The organism is Rhizobium sp. 01L419 (assembly GCF_056400025.1).
This window is the reverse complement of the sequence record NZ_JBFTSM010000012.1, coordinates 63,813-80,538: the sequence shown is the minus strand read 5'-3', so window position 1 is coordinate 80,538 and position 16,726 is coordinate 63,813. Positions and strand designations below refer to the sequence as shown.

At 62.8% G+C, this 16,726-nt stretch carries 18 protein-coding genes; 11 read left to right on the top strand and 7 right to left on the bottom strand.

Going from position 1 to position 16,726, the window contains the following annotated elements:
- The first annotated feature begins 106 nt into the window (after positions 1 to 106).
- From AC1DUP_RS22785 to AC1DUP_RS22765, 5 genes are all read left to right on the top strand, one after another.
- The gene (locus tag AC1DUP_RS22785; RefSeq protein ID WP_477834616.1) at positions 107 to 1,138 is read left to right on the top strand and encodes an ABC transporter substrate-binding protein; all 1,032 of its coding nucleotides are present in this window, start codon (positions 107 to 109) and stop codon (positions 1,136 to 1,138) included.
- A complete protein-coding gene (locus tag AC1DUP_RS22780) occupies positions 1,135 to 2,175 on the top strand; it encodes a FecCD family ABC transporter permease (RefSeq protein ID WP_477834614.1) in 1,041 nt (346 codons plus the stop codon). The genes AC1DUP_RS22785 and AC1DUP_RS22780 overlap by 4 nt, the downstream gene beginning before the upstream one ends.
- Positions 2,172 to 2,936 (top strand): ABC transporter ATP-binding protein, encoded by a 765-nt coding sequence (locus AC1DUP_RS22775; protein WP_113311033.1) that lies wholly within the window; start codon positions 2,172 to 2,174, stop codon positions 2,934 to 2,936. Before AC1DUP_RS22780 ends, AC1DUP_RS22775 begins: the two co-directional genes overlap by 4 nt.
- A gap of 3 nt (positions 2,937 to 2,939) precedes the next feature.
- A complete protein-coding gene (locus AC1DUP_RS22770; protein ID WP_477834611.1) occupies positions 2,940 to 3,713 on the top strand; it encodes a class I SAM-dependent methyltransferase in 774 nt (257 codons plus the stop codon).
- 193 nt (positions 3,714 to 3,906) lie between these two features.
- Positions 3,907 to 5,040 (top strand): transporter substrate-binding domain-containing protein, encoded by a 1,134-nt coding sequence (locus AC1DUP_RS22765; protein WP_477834609.1) that lies wholly within the window; start codon positions 3,907 to 3,909, stop codon positions 5,038 to 5,040.
- Between the two features lie 16 nt (positions 5,041 to 5,056).
- Here the strand turns inward: AC1DUP_RS22765 and AC1DUP_RS22760 are convergent, their stop codons facing one another.
- The gene (locus AC1DUP_RS22760; protein WP_113299231.1) at positions 5,057 to 5,272 is read right to left on the bottom strand and encodes a hypothetical protein; all 216 of its coding nucleotides are present in this window, start codon (positions 5,270 to 5,272) and stop codon (positions 5,057 to 5,059) included.
- A gap of 139 nt (positions 5,273 to 5,411) precedes the next feature.
- Positions 5,412 to 6,116, bottom strand: a complete 705-nt coding sequence (locus AC1DUP_RS22755) for an SDR family oxidoreductase (protein ID WP_037099010.1) — start codon at positions 6,114 to 6,116, stop codon at positions 5,412 to 5,414.
- 117 nt (positions 6,117 to 6,233) lie between these two features.
- Between AC1DUP_RS22755 and gcvA the strand changes: the two genes are divergently transcribed.
- Together gcvA and AC1DUP_RS22745 are read left to right on the top strand one after the other, a co-directional pair.
- A complete protein-coding gene (gene gcvA / locus AC1DUP_RS22750; RefSeq protein WP_113299232.1) occupies positions 6,234 to 7,127 on the top strand; it encodes a transcriptional regulator GcvA in 894 nt (297 codons plus the stop codon).
- 132 nt (positions 7,128 to 7,259) lie between these two features.
- Positions 7,260 to 8,378 (top strand): metallophosphoesterase, encoded by a 1,119-nt coding sequence (locus AC1DUP_RS22745; protein ID WP_113311036.1) that lies wholly within the window; start codon positions 7,260 to 7,262, stop codon positions 8,376 to 8,378.
- 11 nt (positions 8,379 to 8,389) lie between these two features.
- On the opposite strand, the gene AC1DUP_RS22740 is transcribed toward AC1DUP_RS22745, so the two are convergent.
- Positions 8,390 to 9,208, bottom strand: coding sequence for a helix-turn-helix transcriptional regulator (locus AC1DUP_RS22740; RefSeq protein ID WP_162748601.1), 819 nt, complete (start codon positions 9,206 to 9,208; stop codon positions 8,390 to 8,392).
- A 180-nt stretch (positions 9,209 to 9,388) separates the two neighbouring features.
- Between AC1DUP_RS22740 and AC1DUP_RS22735 the strand changes: the two genes are divergently transcribed.
- Positions 9,389 to 10,288 (top strand): SDR family oxidoreductase, encoded by a 900-nt coding sequence (locus AC1DUP_RS22735; protein WP_113311038.1) that lies wholly within the window; start codon positions 9,389 to 9,391, stop codon positions 10,286 to 10,288.
- A gap of 3 nt (positions 10,289 to 10,291) precedes the next feature.
- On the opposite strand, the gene AC1DUP_RS22730 is transcribed toward AC1DUP_RS22735, so the two are convergent.
- Together AC1DUP_RS22730 and AC1DUP_RS22725 are read right to left on the bottom strand one after the other, a co-directional pair.
- A complete protein-coding gene (locus tag AC1DUP_RS22730) occupies positions 10,292 to 11,260 on the bottom strand; it encodes an SDR family NAD(P)-dependent oxidoreductase (RefSeq protein WP_113311039.1) in 969 nt (322 codons plus the stop codon).
- Between the two features lie 50 nt (positions 11,261 to 11,310).
- Entirely contained in the window at positions 11,311 to 12,069 is a 759-nt protein-coding gene (locus AC1DUP_RS22725) for an SDR family oxidoreductase (protein ID WP_113311040.1), read from the bottom strand.
- 160 nt (positions 12,070 to 12,229) lie between these two features.
- Between AC1DUP_RS22725 and AC1DUP_RS22720 the strand changes: the two genes are divergently transcribed.
- Positions 12,230 to 12,820 (top strand): TetR/AcrR family transcriptional regulator, encoded by a 591-nt coding sequence (locus tag AC1DUP_RS22720; protein ID WP_113299238.1) that lies wholly within the window; start codon positions 12,230 to 12,232, stop codon positions 12,818 to 12,820.
- Between the two features lie 18 nt (positions 12,821 to 12,838).
- Here the strand turns inward: AC1DUP_RS22720 and AC1DUP_RS22715 are convergent, their stop codons facing one another.
- Positions 12,839 to 13,357: a winged helix-turn-helix transcriptional regulator gene (locus tag AC1DUP_RS22715; RefSeq protein ID WP_113311169.1), complete on the bottom strand. Its 519-nt coding sequence runs from the start codon at positions 13,355 to 13,357 to the stop codon at positions 12,839 to 12,841.
- 90 nt (positions 13,358 to 13,447) lie between these two features.
- On the opposite strand from AC1DUP_RS22715, the gene AC1DUP_RS22710 reads away from it, so the two are divergent.
- Both AC1DUP_RS22710 and AC1DUP_RS22705 read left to right on the top strand, forming a co-directional pair.
- Positions 13,448 to 14,089 carry a dihydrofolate reductase family protein gene (locus tag AC1DUP_RS22710; RefSeq protein WP_113311041.1) on the top strand — a complete coding sequence of 214 codons (642 nt, stop codon included), beginning with the start codon at positions 13,448 to 13,450 and terminating at the stop codon, positions 14,087 to 14,089.
- A gap of 7 nt (positions 14,090 to 14,096) precedes the next feature.
- Positions 14,097 to 14,753, top strand: a complete 657-nt coding sequence (locus AC1DUP_RS22705; RefSeq protein ID WP_113311042.1) for a glutathione S-transferase family protein — start codon at positions 14,097 to 14,099, stop codon at positions 14,751 to 14,753.
- A gap of 37 nt (positions 14,754 to 14,790) precedes the next feature.
- Here the strand turns inward: AC1DUP_RS22705 and AC1DUP_RS22700 are convergent, their stop codons facing one another.
- Positions 14,791 to 16,605, bottom strand: coding sequence for an acetolactate synthase 3 large subunit (locus tag AC1DUP_RS22700; protein WP_477834603.1), 1,815 nt, complete (start codon positions 16,603 to 16,605; stop codon positions 14,791 to 14,793).
- Between the last annotated feature and the right edge of the window lie 121 nt (positions 16,606 to 16,726).

Genomic DNA, 16,726 nt, shown 5'->3' with positions numbered 1-16,726 from the left:
GTCCCGATTGGACCACCCGCCGCTAGCCCTCTCCCTCCACGCTTGGCTCACGCATCTGCGCGCGCCGGCGTCCGCTAGCCCTTTTCCTTCCGATCGAGAGTTTCCAATGCGCCAGTTACTTCCAGGCTTTTCCCTTGCGCTCGGGCTCGCCGGCTTTTGCCTGGCCGGCCTCGCAGCCCCCGCCTTCGCCGCCACCCGATACCCCCTCACCCTTACCAATTGCGGCCAGCCGGTCACGTTCGACAAGGCCCCGGCCAAGATCGTTTCGATCGGCCAGGGCATGACCGAAGTGCTCTTCTCGCTCGGCCTTGCCGACAAGATCGCCGGCACGGCCGTCTGGGTCGGCCCGGTCCTGCCGCAATATGCCGAGGCCAACAGCAAGATCAAACGGCTGGCCGACAACGACCCGAGCTTCGAATCCGTCGTCGGTGCCGAGCCCGATCTGGTAGCCGCCGAATTCGAATGGCATGTCGGCACGCAAGGCTCCGTCGGCAAGCGCGAGCAATTCAAAGACCTCGGCATCAACACCTATGTCGCGCCTGCCGATTGCGTCGCCAAGATCAACACCGATGGCGGCGATGGCGTGCGCAGGGAACTGTTCACGATGGACCTGATCTATCAGGAAATCGCCGAACTCGCCGAGATCTTCGACATCAAGGACCGCGGCGATGCGCTGATCGCCGACCTGAAGACGCGCGAGGCCGCCGCCGTTGCCTCCGTTGCCGGCGCTTCAAGCAAGAACCTGCCCGTGGTCTTCTGGTTCTCCAGCAAGGAAGTGAAAGGCGATGCCTTCATCGCCGGCAAGAACAGCGCGCCGGCCTATATCCTGAAGACGCTCGGCGCCAAGAACGTCGTGACGACGGAAGAGGAATGGCCCCTCGTCGGCTGGGAAACCATTGCGCAGGCCAATCCCGCTGTCATCGTCATAGCCACCATGGACCGCCGTCGCTATGCCGCCGACGATCCCAAGGTGAAGGTGGGTTTCCTGGAGAATGATCCGGTCACCAGTGAACTCGATACGGTGAAAAACAAGCGCTTCATCATGATGGACGCGCAGTCGATGAACCCGACGATCCGCACGATCGACGGTATCGAAACGCTCGCAAAGGGCATCAAGTCCTTCGGTCTGACGCAGTGAGCCAGGCTGCCTTGCGACAGAGGAAATGGTGGGCGCTCGCCGCGCTCACCATCGCCGCCTTCGTCCTGCTCGGGCTGATGGTGAGCCTTGCCGTGTCTATAGGCGAGATCGCCATTCCTCTCGCCACCACGGCAAAGGCGGTGTCCAATCGCCTGTTCGGCACGGCATTCGAGCTCAGCCGCATTCATCAGGGCATCGTCTGGGATTACCGCCTCAGCCGCGCGCTGGTGGCGGCCAGTGCCGGTGCGTCGCTGGCGCTCTGCGGCACGGTGTTGCAGGCGCTGCTGCGCAATCCGCTCGCCGAACCCTACGTGCTCGGCATTTCGGCCGGCGCCTCTACCGGGGCCGTCTGCGTCATGATCCTTGGCTTCGGCTATGGCGTGCTCAGCCTCTCCGCCGGCGCCTTCATCGGCGCCGTCATTGCCTTCCTGCTGGTCGGCATTCTGGCAGCCGGTGTGGGCGGCACCAGCGAGCGCATCATTCTCTGCGGCGTGGCGGGCTCGCAGCTCTTCAATGCGCTGACCTCCTATATCGTCACCACGTCGGCCAATGCCGAACAGGCCCGCGGCGTGCTCTTCTGGCTGTTGGGGTCGCTGAGCGGCGTGCGCTGGCCGGATGTCTATCTCTCCCTGCCGGTCGCACTGACAGGCTTCGTCATCTGCCTTGCCCATGTGCGTGCGCTGGATGCCTTCGCCTTCGGCACGGATGCCGCAGCTTCCCTCGGCATCGCCGTGCGCCGGGTGCAGTTCACCCTGCTCGCCGTCACGGCTGCGATGACCGCAAGCGTCGTCAGCATGGTCGGCTCCATCGGCTTCGTCGGCCTCGTCATTCCCCATGCCGCCCGCTTCCTGGTCGGCCCAGCCCATGGCCGCCTGCTGCCGGCGACAGCGCTTGGCGGGGCGATCTTCATGGTCGGCGCCGACATCGTCTCGCGCATCATCATTCCGCAGCAGATCCTGCCGATCGGCGTCGTCACCGCGCTCTTCGGCGCACCGGCCTTCGCCATCATCCTTTATCGCGTGCGGAGAAGCGCATGAGCATATCAGTCGACAAGGTCACCTATGCCGCCGGCAATACCGTCATCGTCAATGGCGTCAGCATATCGGTCAAAAAGGGCAAGGTGCTCGGCCTGCTCGGGCCGAACGGCTCCGGAAAATCGAGTCTGCTCCGCCTGATCTGCCGGCTGCGGCAGGTCAGATCCGGCATCATCCGCCTCGGCGACGATGATGTCTCCGGCCTCTCGCGCGCCGCCCTTGCCCGCCGCATCGCTTTCGTCGAGCAGCAGACGACGACGGATACGCAGCTCACCGTGCGCGATATCGTCCGCCTCGGCCGCACGCCGCATCGCGGCCTCCTCTCGTCCTGGGCACCCGATGACGATGCCGCGGTCGAAGAAGCACTCGCCCGCGTCGACATGGGCGAACGCGCCGGCCAGCTCTGGCAGACACTGTCTGGCGGCGAGCGGCAACGGGTGCATATCGCCCGGGCGCTGGCCCAGACGCCAAGCGAACTGCTGCTCGACGAGCCGACCAACCATCTCGATATCCAGCACCAGCTCGATATCCTGGCCCTGGTCGCCAAACTCGGCCTCACCTCCATCATCGCGCTGCACGATCTCAATCTGGCAGCGATGTTCTGCGACCACTTGGCCGTGCTGCAGAAGGGCGAGGTCGTGGCCGCAGGCACGCCCGAGGAGGTGCTGACCGAAGCGCTGATCGCCCGCGTCTTCGGCGTGCGCGCCCATATCGAAAAATCACCCGTGCATGGCCGCGCACATATCCAGTATCGGATGGGGTAAGACATGGATGGAGTGAATTTCGATCTCAAGGAAGAGATCCGCGACTACTGGTCGAAGCGCTCGGAAACCTTTGACCTCGCCTTCGGCCACAGGATCGCCCCCGGCCCGGAGGCAGACGCCTGGCAGAAGCCGATCCGCAAAGCCATCGGCCCCGAGCCGAAACGCGTGCTGGAACTTGCCTGCGGCACCGGCGAAGTGACGCGCCTGATCCACGATCTCGGCCATGACGTCACCGCACTCGATTTCTCCGAAGCGATGCTGAAAGTTGCCCGCGCCAAACATGCCGGCAAGCAGCGCCTGCGCTTCATCCTTGCAGACGCCGAAAACACCCTGGAACCGGACGCGAGCTATGACGCCATCATCTGCCGCCACCTCGTCTGGACGCTGACCCGGCCGGAGGAAACCTTTCGCGAATGGTTCCGCATCCTCAAGCCCGGCGGCCTGTTGCTCTTCTTCGATGGCGACTGGGCAGGCCCGAAACCGACCGGCCGCATCGCCAGCCTGCTGATCTCCTGGATCGACCGCCTCGTCGGCGCCGACAAGAACTATGACGGCGCGCTCAGCACCCGCCACGCCCGCATCATGTCAGCCCTGCCCTTCGGCCAGGGTCTCCGCCCCAACATGCTCCTGCCGCTCTTGAGATCGGCAGGCTTTACGGACATCGCGCTTCACTCCCACACCCCGATCGCGAGGGCGCAGCGCAAGAATGCCAATATCCGAAACAGGCTCCGAACCCTCGTCTACCGGCGCTTCATCCTCGCCTGCCGGCGGCCCTGATGCCTGCATTTGCCGCACGCCCATTTCTGGATGCGTGGTGATTTGCCGAGATCTGAAACCAGCCTGTGCCAAATGCCCGTCACCGTAAATGATCGTTGCATTTACCGTTGCGTACTTGCCGGACGCCGTCAGCCGTTCAGGATGATCCACGAACGAAGCGGCAGTTCGCCTGATGCAGGAAGGGAAAGGTGTTATGGCAAAGACCACCGCGCCCTCATCCGGCAAAAGCAGGCGCCGGACTCTGCCGTTCGCCATTCTGGCGTTTTTCCTTTGTCTGGCCGTATCCTTCCCACGGCACGCGTTTGCCGCCCCGCCTGAATTTCCCAACCGCGAACTGGTGGTCGGCACCAAGGAAGCCCCGCCTTTTGCCATGAAGGAGCCCGACGGCACCTGGACCGGCCTTTCGATTGATCTCTGGCAGCAGATCGCCGACAGGCTCGGCGTCAAATACCGGCTGGTCGAGGAACCCTCGGTCCAGAGTCTGCTCGATGCCACGAAGCGCGGCGACTACGACCTCTCGGTCGCGGCCATCACCATCACCGCCGACAGGGAACGCAATGTCGATTTCTCCCAGCCGTTTTACAATACCGGCCTCGGCATCGCCGTCTCCGTCCAGAGCGTCTCCGTCTGGTACGAGATCACGCAGACGATGACCTCCCTCGGTTTTCTTCAGGCGGTCGGCGCGCTTATCGGTATTTCGCTGGCGGTGGGCGCCCTGATCTGGCTCTTCGAGCACCGCCACAACGAGGATTTCGGCGGCGGCGCGGCCAGAGGGCTCGGCGCCAGCATCTGGTGGTCGGCCGAAGCGATGACGCAGGCAAGCACCGGCCATCGCGGCCCTAAAACGCTCGGCGGTCGAACCCTGGCGATCCTCTGGATGGTCATGTCGATCATCACCATCGCGGTCTTCACCGCAAGCGTCACCTCCGCGCTCACCACGCGCCAGATCAGGGGGCTGGTGAACGGCGCCGAAGACCTGCCGAGGGTGCGCGTCGGCGCGGTCACCGGCTCCGCCACGACAGGTTTTCTCGATGGCGAGCACATCCGGCACCGCGATTTCGACAAGGTGCAGGACGGCTTCCGGGCGTTGACATCAGGCACTATCGACGCCTTCGTCTACGACAAGCCGCTGCTCTCCTGGACCGCCGAACAGCAGTTTCCCGGCAGCGTGCAGGTGCTGGACACGGTCTTCGAGCCGCAGAACTACGGCATGGCGATGCCCGCCGGCAGCCGTTACCGGAAGGCGATCGATGTCGCCATTCTCGAAGCAATCCACGACGACGCCTGGAAAGACACCCTGTTTCGGTATCTGGGCGAGAAGAAGTGAGGTATTGCCGGGCGGCTCACCAGTTCCCCGGATCCGCAGTATGATCGACGGCGGCGAATTCGTCCGCCTTTGCCCGATCCAGCGTCACGGTCCTTGTCCTCTTGGTCTCGTCCGCGACCAGATAGCGAAGCGGCGCCGCGTCCCGGGCAAGCTCCTGATACAGGAGAAGCGCTGCTTCCTCGGCAGTATCGGCCTCGATCTCGCGCGTGATGGTTACGGTGAACTTCTGCATGGATTCGGGCCTTCTCGATCGTCGCGGGCATGGGCGCAATGTCCACCGCCTGACAATAAGCGCAGAGCCGAATAGTTCAAGCTGCCCCTGCCTTCGACGATCAACCGTCCACCGCCATCGAGCACCAGATATGCACCCCTCAAACCGAGCGCATCAACCCGCCATCCACCTTCAGGCTCTGGCCGGTAATATACCCCGCCCCGTCGGACACCAGAAACGCGATGGTCGCGGCCACTTCCTCACTCGTGCCATAGCGCTGCATCGGCACGCTCTCGCGCCGCGCCTCGGTTGCCGGCAGGCTGTCGATCCAGCCGGGCAGCACGTTGTTCATGCGAATATTCTCGGCCGCATAGGTGTCCGCAAAGAGCTTGGTATAGGCGGCAAGACCGGCGCGGAAGACGGCTGACGTCGGGAACATCGTCGACGGCTCGAAGACCCAGGCCGTCGAGATATTGACGATCGCGCCCTTCTTCTGCGCCTGCATGATCGGCGTCACCAGCCGCACCGGGCGGATGACGTTCATCAGATAGACGTCCATGCCCGTATGCCACTGCTCGTCGGTGATCTCGTTCAGCGCGGCACGCGGCCCATGCCCGGCGCTGTTGACGAGAACGTCGATCCGCCCCCAAGCCGCCATCGCCGCATCGATAAGCCGCTTCAGATCGTCATTCGACTGGTTGGAACCGGTCACGCCGACGCCGCCGAGCTCCTTGGCGAGCGCCTCACCCTTGCCGGAGGAAGACAGGATCGCGACCTTGTAGCCATCGGCAGCAAGGCGTCTCGCGCTCTCAGCGCCCATGCCGCTGCCGCCTGCCGTGATAACAGCCACTTTTTCTACTGACATGCCGATGCCCTCCTGAAGTGATATCGTCGATTGATCGATGTGTGCGCGCACGATACCATGTCCGTCGCGCGAGCGCGAACCAGTTCTCCTCTTTTATAGCAGTAGAAAAACTACTCGATGAGCGATATCCCGGGAAAGCTTCCCTCTCTCAATGGCCTGAGAGCCTTCGAGGTCGCGGCGCGCCACCTGAACTTCAGGCTCGCCGCCGAAGAGCTTGGCGTTACGCAGGGCGCCGTCGCCCAGCAGGTGCGCGGGCTCGAAGCGCAGCTCGGCATGACCCTTTTCGAACGGCTTCCGCGCACGCTGGCGCTGACGGCCGAGGGCAGACGCTACATCGCCGACATCAGGCGCGCCTTCGAGATCATAGCGCGGGCAACGGACGAGCTGAAGCCGCAGGCGATCAAGCTCACCATCAGCACCACGCCGACATTTGCATCGAAGTGGCTGATCCCTCGCCTGCCTGATTTCACCGCTCTGCATCCCGATCTCGATCTGCATATTCTGGCGACCGAGCGCATCTCGAATTTCGCCGTCGATGGCGTCGATCTCGCCGTCCGCTATGGCCGCCCGCCCTTTGGGCCGGGCCTGAATGCCGAGCTGCTGTTCGAACAGGAGGTCATCGCCGTCTGCAGCCCGCTGCTGCTTGCCGGCCGGAATGCACCGCGCACGGCCGAGGAGCTCTCCGCCTATCCGCTGCTGCACGATGCCCATAATCTCTGGCCGGAATTCGTCGAGCGCCATCTCGCCAGCAGCCGCAGCCCCTCCTTCAAGGGCATCAGCTTTTCGCAGACTTCTCACGCCATCGAGGCAGCGATTGCCGGACAGGGCATCGTTCTCGCCAATGGCGGCTTCGTCACCGAGGATCTGGCCCGGGGGCGGCTGGTGCGTGTCTTCGAAGGCAGGTTGCGCGGCCCGTCGGACATCTACCTCGTCTGGCCCCGCTACCGGAAATCCCAGGCGCTGGAAACCGTGATCGGCTGGTTGTTCACTGAGGCGCAGAAGGCTGGCTGAGCACTCGCGCATGGGACCGGCGTCAGCCTGACGGACCCAAAGAACAATGAGCCTCTTGCGCAGGACGCCGGAGACACCAGATTCAATCTCTTCATTCCCTCCGATAAGCATTGATAATCACAGGCCTATTTGATGTTCCATTTCATTCTCGGCATTCCCTGGCTGGTCGTCCTCCTCCGCTTCATCCTGCCCCTGCCGTGGATCTGGCCTGCCAAGGCCCTGCTTGCCGGCGTGCTCCTGGTCGCCTCCCAGCAGGTACTGCTGAACCGCATCTCTTCAGGGTCCGTCTTCGCGCCCGAATATCCGCGCCCGCTGATTATCGTGCTGAATTTCCTCTTCGGCGCGACGCTCCTGCTGGCGGTCTTCCAGATCGCGCTCGATGCCGTCTCGCTTGCCCTTGCTCTCGTCGAGGGAGAGTTTCCGGCCGTGCCCCCGGAGATGCGCTACATCATCGGGCTCGCAGCCTTCGGCCTGGCCGCTTTTGGCGTTGCCGGAGCCGTGCGCATTCCACCCGTGAAGAACGTCGAGATATCAATCCGGGATCTTCCCGAATCCTTCGACGGCTATCGGCTGCTGCAGCTGACCGACCTCCATCTCAGCCGCCTCTTCCCGGCGTCCTGGGCCGAAACCCTTGTGCAGAAGGCCAATGGCCTCGGGACCGATGCGATCGTCGTCACCGGCGATTTCATCGACGGCCGCCTCGAGAAGCGCCGGGCCGATGTCGCACCGCTTGCGAAGCTTGCGGCGCGCGACGGCGTCTTCGCCATTCCCGGCAATCACGAATATTATTTCGGCTACGACGATTGGATTGCGCACGACGCCAGTCTTGGCATCCGCATGCTGATGAATGAGCACGCCGTCATCGAGCGCGGCGCCGGCCGCATCGTCATTGCCGGCGTGACCGATCTGGCGGCTTTCGGCAGAGCGATGCCCGATCCCGATCTTGCCGCGGCCTTGAAAGACGCTCCGGCCGATGCCCCGATCATTCTTCTCGACCATCAGCCGAGAATGGCCGCCGAGACGGCCAAGGCGGGGATCGCGCTGCAGCTGTCAGGGCACACCCATGGCGGCATGGTGCTCGGCCTCGATCGTCTGGTCGCCCGCGCAAACGGCGGTTTCGTCTCCGGCCACTACCACGTCGGCCGCATGCAGCTCTATGTCAACAACGGAACAGCGCTCTGGCCGGGCTTTGCGCTGAGGCTGGGCAGGCCCTCGGAACTGACGGTGTTCACGCTGCGGCGAAGGTCTTGATCGCGCTCGTCTCAGCTGTCCCTGACCATCAGGCGAATGCGCTCTGCGACGTCAGGATCGACGGGATTATAGACGACCATGTTGAGATCCGGCCTGCCGTCGATCGCAAAGCCGGAATATTCCAGTGCGATATCGCCGAGAACAGGATGTCTCAACCGCTTGGTTCCCTCGCCATGGGCGATCACCTCATTCTCCTCCCAGATCCCTTTGAATTCCGGGCTTGTACGGCAGAGCTCCTCCACCAGATCTGATATCTCCGAGGTAGCACCCGCTCGCGCCGCATCCGCCCGGAAGGCGCCGACGACGAAACGTGCCATGGCTTCCCAATCGTGCTGAACGTTCCGGACACCAGGGTTGGAAAACAACAGCCGCAGCACGTTCCGATCCTCCGGCGCAAGCTTGCCGTAATCGGTCATGACGACGGTGGCCGCGCGGTTCCAGGCAACGATGTCCCAGGCCGCGGTGCGCACCAGCGCGGGGCTCACCTCGAGCGTGTCGATGAGACGCTGCAGGCGCGGACTAATGCCCTCGATGGCGCGGTAGCGCACTTCCGGCGGCCGGCCGAGACCGAGAATGAACAAATGCTCGCGCTCGGGCTCGGTCAGCATCAGCCCGCCTGCGATCCGGTTCAGCACATCGGCTGATGGTGCGCCGCCGCGCCCCTGTTCCAGCCATGTGTACCAGGTCGGGCTGATATTGGCGCGCTGCGCCACCTCTTCGCGCCTGAGCCCCGGCGTGCGCCGGCGCCCGGAAAAACCGAACACCGCCGGATCGAGGCGCGAGCGGCGGTCGCGAAGGAAGATGCCAAGCGCGTTGCTGTCGGTGCTCATGCTGTTCCTGTTAGCCATTATAATAGGATAAGATCACTACTTTAACAGCATAAACTATAGCGCAATAGTGGGGTCTGTAAAGCATGTCGCGCAAAAGTGTGAAGCGGTTTGCGATAACGACATGCGAAAAAACAATGACTTAAAGCGTGCAACGGCACGCTTTGAAACAAGGAGATATCCATGCGCATTTTCCTCACCGGCGCCACCGGCTTCATCGGCTCGGCCATCCTGCCCGAACTCCTGAAGGCCGGCCATCATGTCATCGGCATGACCCGCTCGGATGCCGGCGCCAAAGCGCTGGATGCGGCGGGCGCCGAAGTCCACCGGGGAGTGCTGGAAGAGCCTGAAAGCGTCCGGAGCGGCGTCGAGAAGGCAGACGCCGTCATCCATACCGCTTTCGACCATGACTTTTCCCGGTTCGTCGCGAATTGTGAGAAGGACAGCCGCATCATCCACGCGATGGGCGAGGCACTCAAGGGCTCCAACCGCCCCCTCCTCATCACGTCAGGCACCGGCATCGGCAACGCCCATCTCGGCGAGCCCGCGAGCGAGGATGTCTTCAACATCGAGCATCCCAACCCGCGCATCGCCTCCGAGCTTGCCGGCAACGCCCTGCTCGACCAGGGCGTCAACGTCTCGGTCATGCGCCTTCCCCAGGTCCACGACACATTCAAGCAGGGCCTGATCTCGCCGCTCATCGAGATCGCCCGCGAAAAGGGCGTCTCCGCCTATGTCGGCGAAGGCCGCAACCGCTTCCCCGCCGGCCACCTGCTCGATGTCGCCCTGCTCTACCGGCTCGCGATCGAAAAAGCTGAGCCTGGCGCCCGCTACAACGCCGTTGCCGAGGAAGGCATCACGACCCGCGAGATTGCCGAAGCCCTCGGCCGCGGCCTGAAGCTGCCGGTCGTCTCGGTCGCGCCGGAAAAGGCGGCCGAGCATTTCGGCTGGATGGCGATGTTCGCCGGCCTGGACTTCCCGGCCTCCAGCGAAAAGACCCGCCGGGTCCTTGGATGGAATCCGACAGGTCCCGGCCTGATCGCCGATCTCGACGCGATGGATTACGGCAGCGTGGCGGCCTGATCCTTAAGAGGCAGCGCCTATCAACTCCTCGCTTCTCGTCCAGAGTTGTTTGGCCTTGCCGGCATCGAGCGCATACGACCTGACCCCGTCGGCAAAAGGACTGGGCGTATCGTTGATCGGCGCGACCGCACAATCCTCGAGATAACGGCCGCCGATCGCATCCTTGTCGGCAACGACCGCGGCCCAGACCGAGGTTGCCGCCGCCTGCGGGATCTCCTTCAGTTCCGCAGGCGCAAGACCCGCTTCGGCGCGCGCCTTGCCGACGGTTTCCAAAAGACCCTGCAACTCCTCCGGCGAAAAATGCCGGGGAAGATCGGTGATGCTGTTGCCGGGCATTACCGAAGCAGCCCGGATGCCGCGATCACGATGCCGCCGGTCGAATTCCACTGCGAAGAGCGCGTTCGCCGTCTTCGACCGGCCATAGGCGACAAACGGCTGATACTCCTGATGCTCGAAATTCGGATCGTCGAGATCGACATCGGCGACGCGATGCGCCTGCGAAGACAGCACCACCAACCGCCCATTGTCGGCAATGAGCGGCGCGATCCGGTCAATCAAAGCGAAATGCCCGAGATGGTTGGTCCCGAACTGGATTTCGAAGCCGTCGACCGTCCGCCCGAACGGCGTTGCCATCACCCCGGCATTGGCGATGACGGCATCGAACCGCCTGATGTCAGCCAGCAGCCTGTCCGCGCCGGCCCGAACGCTCTGCAGCGATGCCAGATCGAGCGCGATCAATTCCAGACTGCCGCCGCCTTGCGAAGCGGCGTCACGAACCGGCGCAGTGGCCGGCTCGCCCTTGGCGAGATCCCTGACCGTTCCGACGACGCTGGCACCGTGAGAGACGAGTGAGCTGGCTGTTTCGAGCCCGATACCCGACGATACACCCGTGACGAGAAATCGCTTTCCCTTGAGATCGACACCGGAAAGCACTTCGTCGGCGGTCGATTTTGCACCAAAGCTCTTGGTCATCTTCTTTTCCTTCAATTGCGTGAGTGAGAATTCCGTCCTGATCCCGGCAGTCAGATCGCGAGACCACCGGCCACGTCGATCACGCTGCCCGTCATGTAGCCTCCGTGAGGTCCGGCCAGATGGCAGATGAGCGCCGAGACTTCCTCAAGCGTCGCGATGCGGCGAATGGTGTGCAGGTTCATGAGGGCGTCGGGCACGCCATCACCCAGCACTTCGGCAGACATGTCGGTCGGCATCACACCGGGCTGGATGACGTTGACGGTGATGTTGCGTCCGCCGAGATCGCGGGCGACGCCCTTCGCATAGCCGACGACGGCCGCCTTCGTTCCCGCGTAGTCGGCAGCACCGCCGAACGGCACATGGGTGCCAAGGAGGGAGCCGATGAAGATGATCCGGCCGCCATCCGACAGCACGGGTGCAGCCGCGCGCGTGGTCGCCACTGCGCCCATCACATTGATCTGCCATTGGCGATCGAGATTGACCGTGTCCAGATCGGGATCGTCGACCGTCTTGCCCTGCACCGCGATCGCCGCATTGTTGACGAGAATGTCGAGCTTGCCGAAATAGGCGATCGCCTTATCGACCAGCGGCTTGGCCGCCGCCATATCGGCCTGGTCGCTCTTGATCGCCAGAGCCCGCACACCCTTCGCCCGCAGCTTCTCGACCACAGCCTCCGCCTTTTCTGCGGAAGCGACATAGCTGATCGCAACGTCTGCGCCTTGATCGGCAAGCGCCTCCGCCGCGGCAGCACCAAGCCCGCGCGAGCCGCCGGTCACGAGCGCAACCTTGCCCTTCAGAATATTCGACATGGGAATCCTTTCTACACACCATCAGGGCACTGCCTGCCCTCAGCGAGCGGCAGCGCCACTTTTTCGTAACGACCGTTACCATAATGATTGGTATGAAATGTGGACAAAGCCTGTCAAGTGGTTTAATAACGACCATTATGAAATTGGCTGAGCTGATCTGATGGGACGCCATCGCGAATTTGATGTCGAAAAGGTGCTCGATGCGGCGCTATGCGTTTTCTGGCGCAAGGGCTACGAGGGCGCGTCCTATGCTGACCTGACGGAAGCTGCCGGCATCGAGAGGCCGGCGCTCTATTCCGCCTTCGGCAACAAGGAAGCGCTCTTCCGGAAAGCACTGGATCGCTATTCCGAGCGATATCTGGATTATATCCCGGAAGCGCTCAAACTCCCCACATCGCGCCAGGTGGCCGCGCATATCCTCTATAATGCGGTCGACCTCAATACGCGTTTTCCCAACCATACGGGCTGTCTCGGCATCAATGGCGCCGTGGCGGGATCGGATGAGGCCGAGCCTGTGCGACAGGCGCTGATCGACTTCCGCGCTGCCGGCCAGGCAGAGCTTCAGGAGCGCTTCGAGCGGGCAAAGGCGGAAGGCGACCTGCCGGAGACGGCCAATACGCAAGCCCTGGCGGCATTCGTCATGGCCATGACCCACGGCATGGCGGTACAGGCCAAGGCCGGTTTCAGCCGCGACATGCTGAACGCCGTTGCCGATCAGGCGCTGTCCACCTGGCCTGCAAAAACATCCTGAACTTCAGCGGCCGGCAAGCTACCCCGCCGCATCCATCTTCGCCCGCACTTCCAGAAACGCCGCCGTCAGCCGCGCCAGAACCGGCGATTTGACTGATCCATTCGCCCCGCCGATCGGGTCCTCGACGTGGATCTTTCTCAGATCCTCCATGAACTCGTCCCAGAGCGGCTGCCTGCCCCCTTCCAAGAGCTCGGCGCGGATGCTGAGATCCTCGCTGACGGGCAGATGCCTGCGCCCCCAGGCGCCGATCATCGCAAACATCGGCACCAGCTGGATCGAGGCTTCCGTCAGACTGTAGATCGACTTCTGGCTATGGGAGGGGTCATCGAGCTTGGTGATCAGCCCATAAGACATAAGCCGCTTCAGCCGAGCCGCCAGGATGTTTGACGCGATCCCCTCATCCGATTGCGTCAGCAGCTCGCGAAAATGACGGCGATTGCCGAACATGATATCCCTGATGATAACAAGGCTCCACCGATCGCCCAGCACTTCCATCGTCAGGTTGATCGGGCAGCCCGACCGTATCTCGATATCCATATCCGACTCCATGAGAAAAACCAGTTGCATTATAGGATCGGTTATGTAAGAACTCAACTAGTTTCAAAATGCAATCAGATGGAGGCTGACATGGCGCGTGTACGCGTAGCTGCATTTTCCCTTTCGGTCGATGGTTTCGGCGCAGGTCCTGACCAAAGCATCAACGATCCCATGGGCAAGAACGGAATGGGCGTACACCGGTGGTTCCTCGGCACCCGCACCTTCCGCACGATGATCGGCAAGGACGATGGCTCGACCGGCGTCGATGAGAAATACGGCGCCTTGGGCATGGCCGGCTTCGGCGCCTTCATCCTCGGCCGCAATATGTTCGGCCCTGTCAGAGGCGAATGGCCGGACGAGGAGTGGAAGGGCTGGTGGGGTCCGAACCCACCCTATCACGCGCCGACTTTCATCCTCACCCACCATGCCCGCGAGCCGATCGTCATGGAAGGCGGCACGACCTTCCATTTCATCACCGGKGGCATCGAGGAAGCGCTGGAAAAGGCCAAGGCCGCAGCCGGCGACAAGGACGTCAAGATCGGCGGCGGCGTCAGCACGGTGCGCCAGTATCTGCAGGCCGGCCTGATCGACGACATACATTTCGCCATCTCCCCGGTCGTTCTCGGTAAGGGTGAAGCCATGTTCGAAGGCATCGACCTGCCGGCGCTGGGCTTTTCCGTCAAATCCCACGAGATGACGGAACTGGCCGCCCATATCGTCCTTTCGAAGTGAGGCCGTAATGCCTTTCGTGATCTACCTTCATCCGCTCTCCTCCTATTCCCAGAAGGCCAAGACCGCCTTCTACGAGAAGAACCTGGACTTCGAGACCAGGCTTCTCGATGGAAGCGAGCCTGTTACATCGGAATTTTTCGAAAAATGGCCGATCAAGCGCTTCCCCATCCTTGAGCAAGGCGGCGACTTCATCTTCGAAGCGACAAGCATCATCGAATATATCGACCTGCTGCACCCGACCGACCACCCCTTGCTGCCCGCAGACGCCATGGCGGCAAACAGGGTACGCATGTGGGACCGCTTCTTCGACAATTACATGCAGTATCCGCAGCAGCGCATGGTCAACGCCTCGCTCGGGCGCGAGATGGAGCCCGACGACGGCTTTGTCCGCTGGAGGCAGGCGCTCGAAACCGCCTATGGGATTCTCGACGTACATATGAAAGGCCGCCGATGGGTGGCGAGCGAAGACTTCAGCCTTGCAGACTGCTCCGCCGCCCCCGCCATGCTCTATGCCGATTGGGCGCACCCGATCCCGAACCATTTCGAAAATGTCCGCGACTATCGCGCCCGCCTTCTCCAGCGCCCGAGCTATGCCCGCGCCCTCGATGAGGCCCGCCCCTACCGCCATCTCTATCCGTTGGGAGCACCGGTCGGGCGGGATTGATCGGCCGGCACCTGATGGCACCGGCCGCTCCCGATGATCAGACAAGCCCCTGGCTGAAGCCGAAGCTCGCGTCGGCCTCATCCTCGTGCACATCCTCGGCAAACAGCATGTCATTATGCGGCCGGCCGCTGCGCACCATCGGATAGACGTTCTCAAGTGCGGCGACCCGGCAGTCGAAGAGAACAGGCCTGTTAACGGCGATCATCTCCCTGATCCTGTCATCCAGTTCATCCGGTCTTTCGCACCTGAGACCAACCGCACCATAGGCTTCCGCCAGCTTGACGAAATCCGGCAGCGAGGCGGAGTAGGATCGGTCCCGGCGGTTGCCGTGCAGGATCTGCTGCCATTGCCGGATCATGCCGAGCTGCGCATTGTTGAGGATGAAGATCTTCACCGGTGCCTGATGCTGCATCGCCGCCGAAAGCTCCTTCAGCGTCATCTGCACCGAGCCATCGCCGACAATGCCGAGAACCAGCCGGCCGGGATGGGCGATCTGCGCCCCGATCGCTGCCGGCAATCCGTATCCCATCGTGCCAAGCCCGCCCGAAGTGAGCCAGCGGTTCGGCCCCTCGACGCCGAAAAGCTGTGCCGCCCACATCTGATGCTGGCCGACATCGGTCGTGACGATGGGATCGAGGCCCGAGGTCAGCGCATGCAGCCTCTCCAGCGCATATTGCGGCATGATCTCGTCATGGCGCATCTCATAGGCAAAGGAGCTTTTCGCCCGCCAGCCCGCGATCTCGCCCCACCAGGCATCGAGCCGCCTCCGCTCGGGTGCAACGGGAAGCGCCCGCCACGCTTCGATCATCCCGGCAAGCACCGCGGCAGCATCGCCTGATATGCCGATATCGACCGGGACATTCTTGTTGATCGAGGAGGGATCGATATCGATATGGATCTTCCGCGAGCCCGGCGAGAACTTGTCGGTGCGCGAGGTGACGCGGTCGTCGAAACGGGCGCCGACAGCAATCATCAGGTCACAATCATGCATCGCCATATTCGCCTCATAGGAGCCGTGCATGCCCGGCATCTTCAGCCAGTTCGGCCCTGAGGCGGGATAGGCGCCGAGCCCCATCAGGGTCGAGGTGACGGGAAAGCCCGTCAGCTCCACCAGCTCGCGCAGCAGCCGCGAAGCCTCCGGCCCGGAATTGATGACGCCGCCACCCGTATAGAGAACCGGCCGCTGCGCTTGCGCCATCAGTGCGACCGCAGCCGCAATCGCCTCCCGATTGCCATCCACCTGCGGCCGGTAGCGCGCTGGCACGGCAATCTCCTCCGGCCCGGCATAAAGCCCGCTTGCGAAGAGCACATCCTTGGGCATATCGACCAGAACCGGCCCCGGCCTGCCTGACGTGGCGATCCTGAAGGCGAGATGGATAGTCTTCGCCAGATCGTCGATATGGCTGACGAGGAAATTATGCTTGGTGCAGGGCCGCGTGATACCAACAGTATCGCATTCCTGAAAGGCATCCGTGCCGATCAGGTTGGTCGGCACCTGCCCCGTCAGGCAGACGATCGGAATGGAATCCATCAGCGCATCCTGCAGCGCCGTCACCGCATTGGTGACACCCGGTCCCGATGTGACCAGCATGACGCCGACCTTGCCGGTCGAGCGCGCATAGCCTTCGGCGGCATGACCCGCCCCCTGCTCATGGCGCACGAGCAGATGCCTGATCTTGTCCTGCTGAAAGATCTCGTCATAGATCGGCAGCACGGCAGCGCCCGGATAGCCGAAGATGTGCTCGACACCATTGTCGCGCAGCGCCTGCAGAACGATTTCGCCGCCGTTCATGAGACGGCCAGAAGAAGTGTTGGAAGAATTTTGGGTAAAGCTAGCCTTATCGCCGGTCATAGCAATTTTCCGTCGTTGATGAGGTGATTAGGGTGCGACGGGGCATAAAAAAAGGCCCCGTCAGGGACCTTGTGTTCGGCGCATGGGTGGCTAATGCCGGACGGTTACACCGTCCTGCCCA

Excerpts from the sequence above, each read along its gene's own strand:
- AC1DUP_RS22705 (WP_113311042.1), top strand. The coding sequence starts at position 14,097 with ATGCCTTTCGTGATCTACCTTCATCCGCTCTCCTCCTATTCCCAGAAG.
- AC1DUP_RS22715 (WP_113311169.1), bottom strand. The coding sequence starts at position 13,357 with ATGGATATCGAGATACGGTCGGGCTGCCCGATCAACCTGACGATGGAA.
- AC1DUP_RS22725 (WP_113311040.1), bottom strand. The coding sequence starts at position 12,069 with ATGTCGAATATTCTGAAGGGCAAGGTTGCGCTCGTGACCGGCGGCTCG.
- AC1DUP_RS22740 (WP_162748601.1), bottom strand. The coding sequence starts at position 9,208 with ATGAGCACCGACAGCAACGCGCTTGGCATCTTCCTTCGCGACCGCCGC.
- AC1DUP_RS22700 (WP_477834603.1), bottom strand. The coding sequence starts at position 16,605 with ATGACCGGCGATAAGGCTAGCTTTACCCAAAATTCTTCCAACACTTCT.
- gcvA (WP_113299232.1), top strand. The coding sequence starts at position 6,234 with ATGAGCGATATCCCGGGAAAGCTTCCCTCTCTCAATGGCCTGAGAGCC.
- AC1DUP_RS22775 (WP_113311033.1), top strand. The coding sequence starts at position 2,172 with ATGAGCATATCAGTCGACAAGGTCACCTATGCCGCCGGCAATACCGTC.
- AC1DUP_RS22765 (WP_477834609.1), top strand. The coding sequence starts at position 3,907 with ATGGCAAAGACCACCGCGCCCTCATCCGGCAAAAGCAGGCGCCGGACT.
- AC1DUP_RS22755 (WP_037099010.1), bottom strand. The coding sequence starts at position 6,116 with ATGTCAGTAGAAAAAGTGGCTGTTATCACGGCAGGCGGCAGCGGCATG.
- AC1DUP_RS22730 (WP_113311039.1), bottom strand. The coding sequence starts at position 11,260 with ATGACCAAGAGCTTTGGTGCAAAATCGACCGCCGACGAAGTGCTTTCC.
- AC1DUP_RS22735 (WP_113311038.1), top strand. The coding sequence starts at position 9,389 with ATGCGCATTTTCCTCACCGGCGCCACCGGCTTCATCGGCTCGGCCATC.
- AC1DUP_RS22760 (WP_113299231.1), bottom strand. The coding sequence starts at position 5,272 with ATGCAGAAGTTCACCGTAACCATCACGCGCGAGATCGAGGCCGATACT.
- AC1DUP_RS22745 (WP_113311036.1), top strand. The coding sequence starts at position 7,260 with ATGTTCCATTTCATTCTCGGCATTCCCTGGCTGGTCGTCCTCCTCCGC.
- AC1DUP_RS22785 (WP_477834616.1), top strand. The coding sequence starts at position 107 with ATGCGCCAGTTACTTCCAGGCTTTTCCCTTGCGCTCGGGCTCGCCGGC.
- AC1DUP_RS22720 (WP_113299238.1), top strand. The coding sequence starts at position 12,230 with ATGGGACGCCATCGCGAATTTGATGTCGAAAAGGTGCTCGATGCGGCG.
- AC1DUP_RS22770 (WP_477834611.1), top strand. The coding sequence starts at position 2,940 with ATGGATGGAGTGAATTTCGATCTCAAGGAAGAGATCCGCGACTACTGG.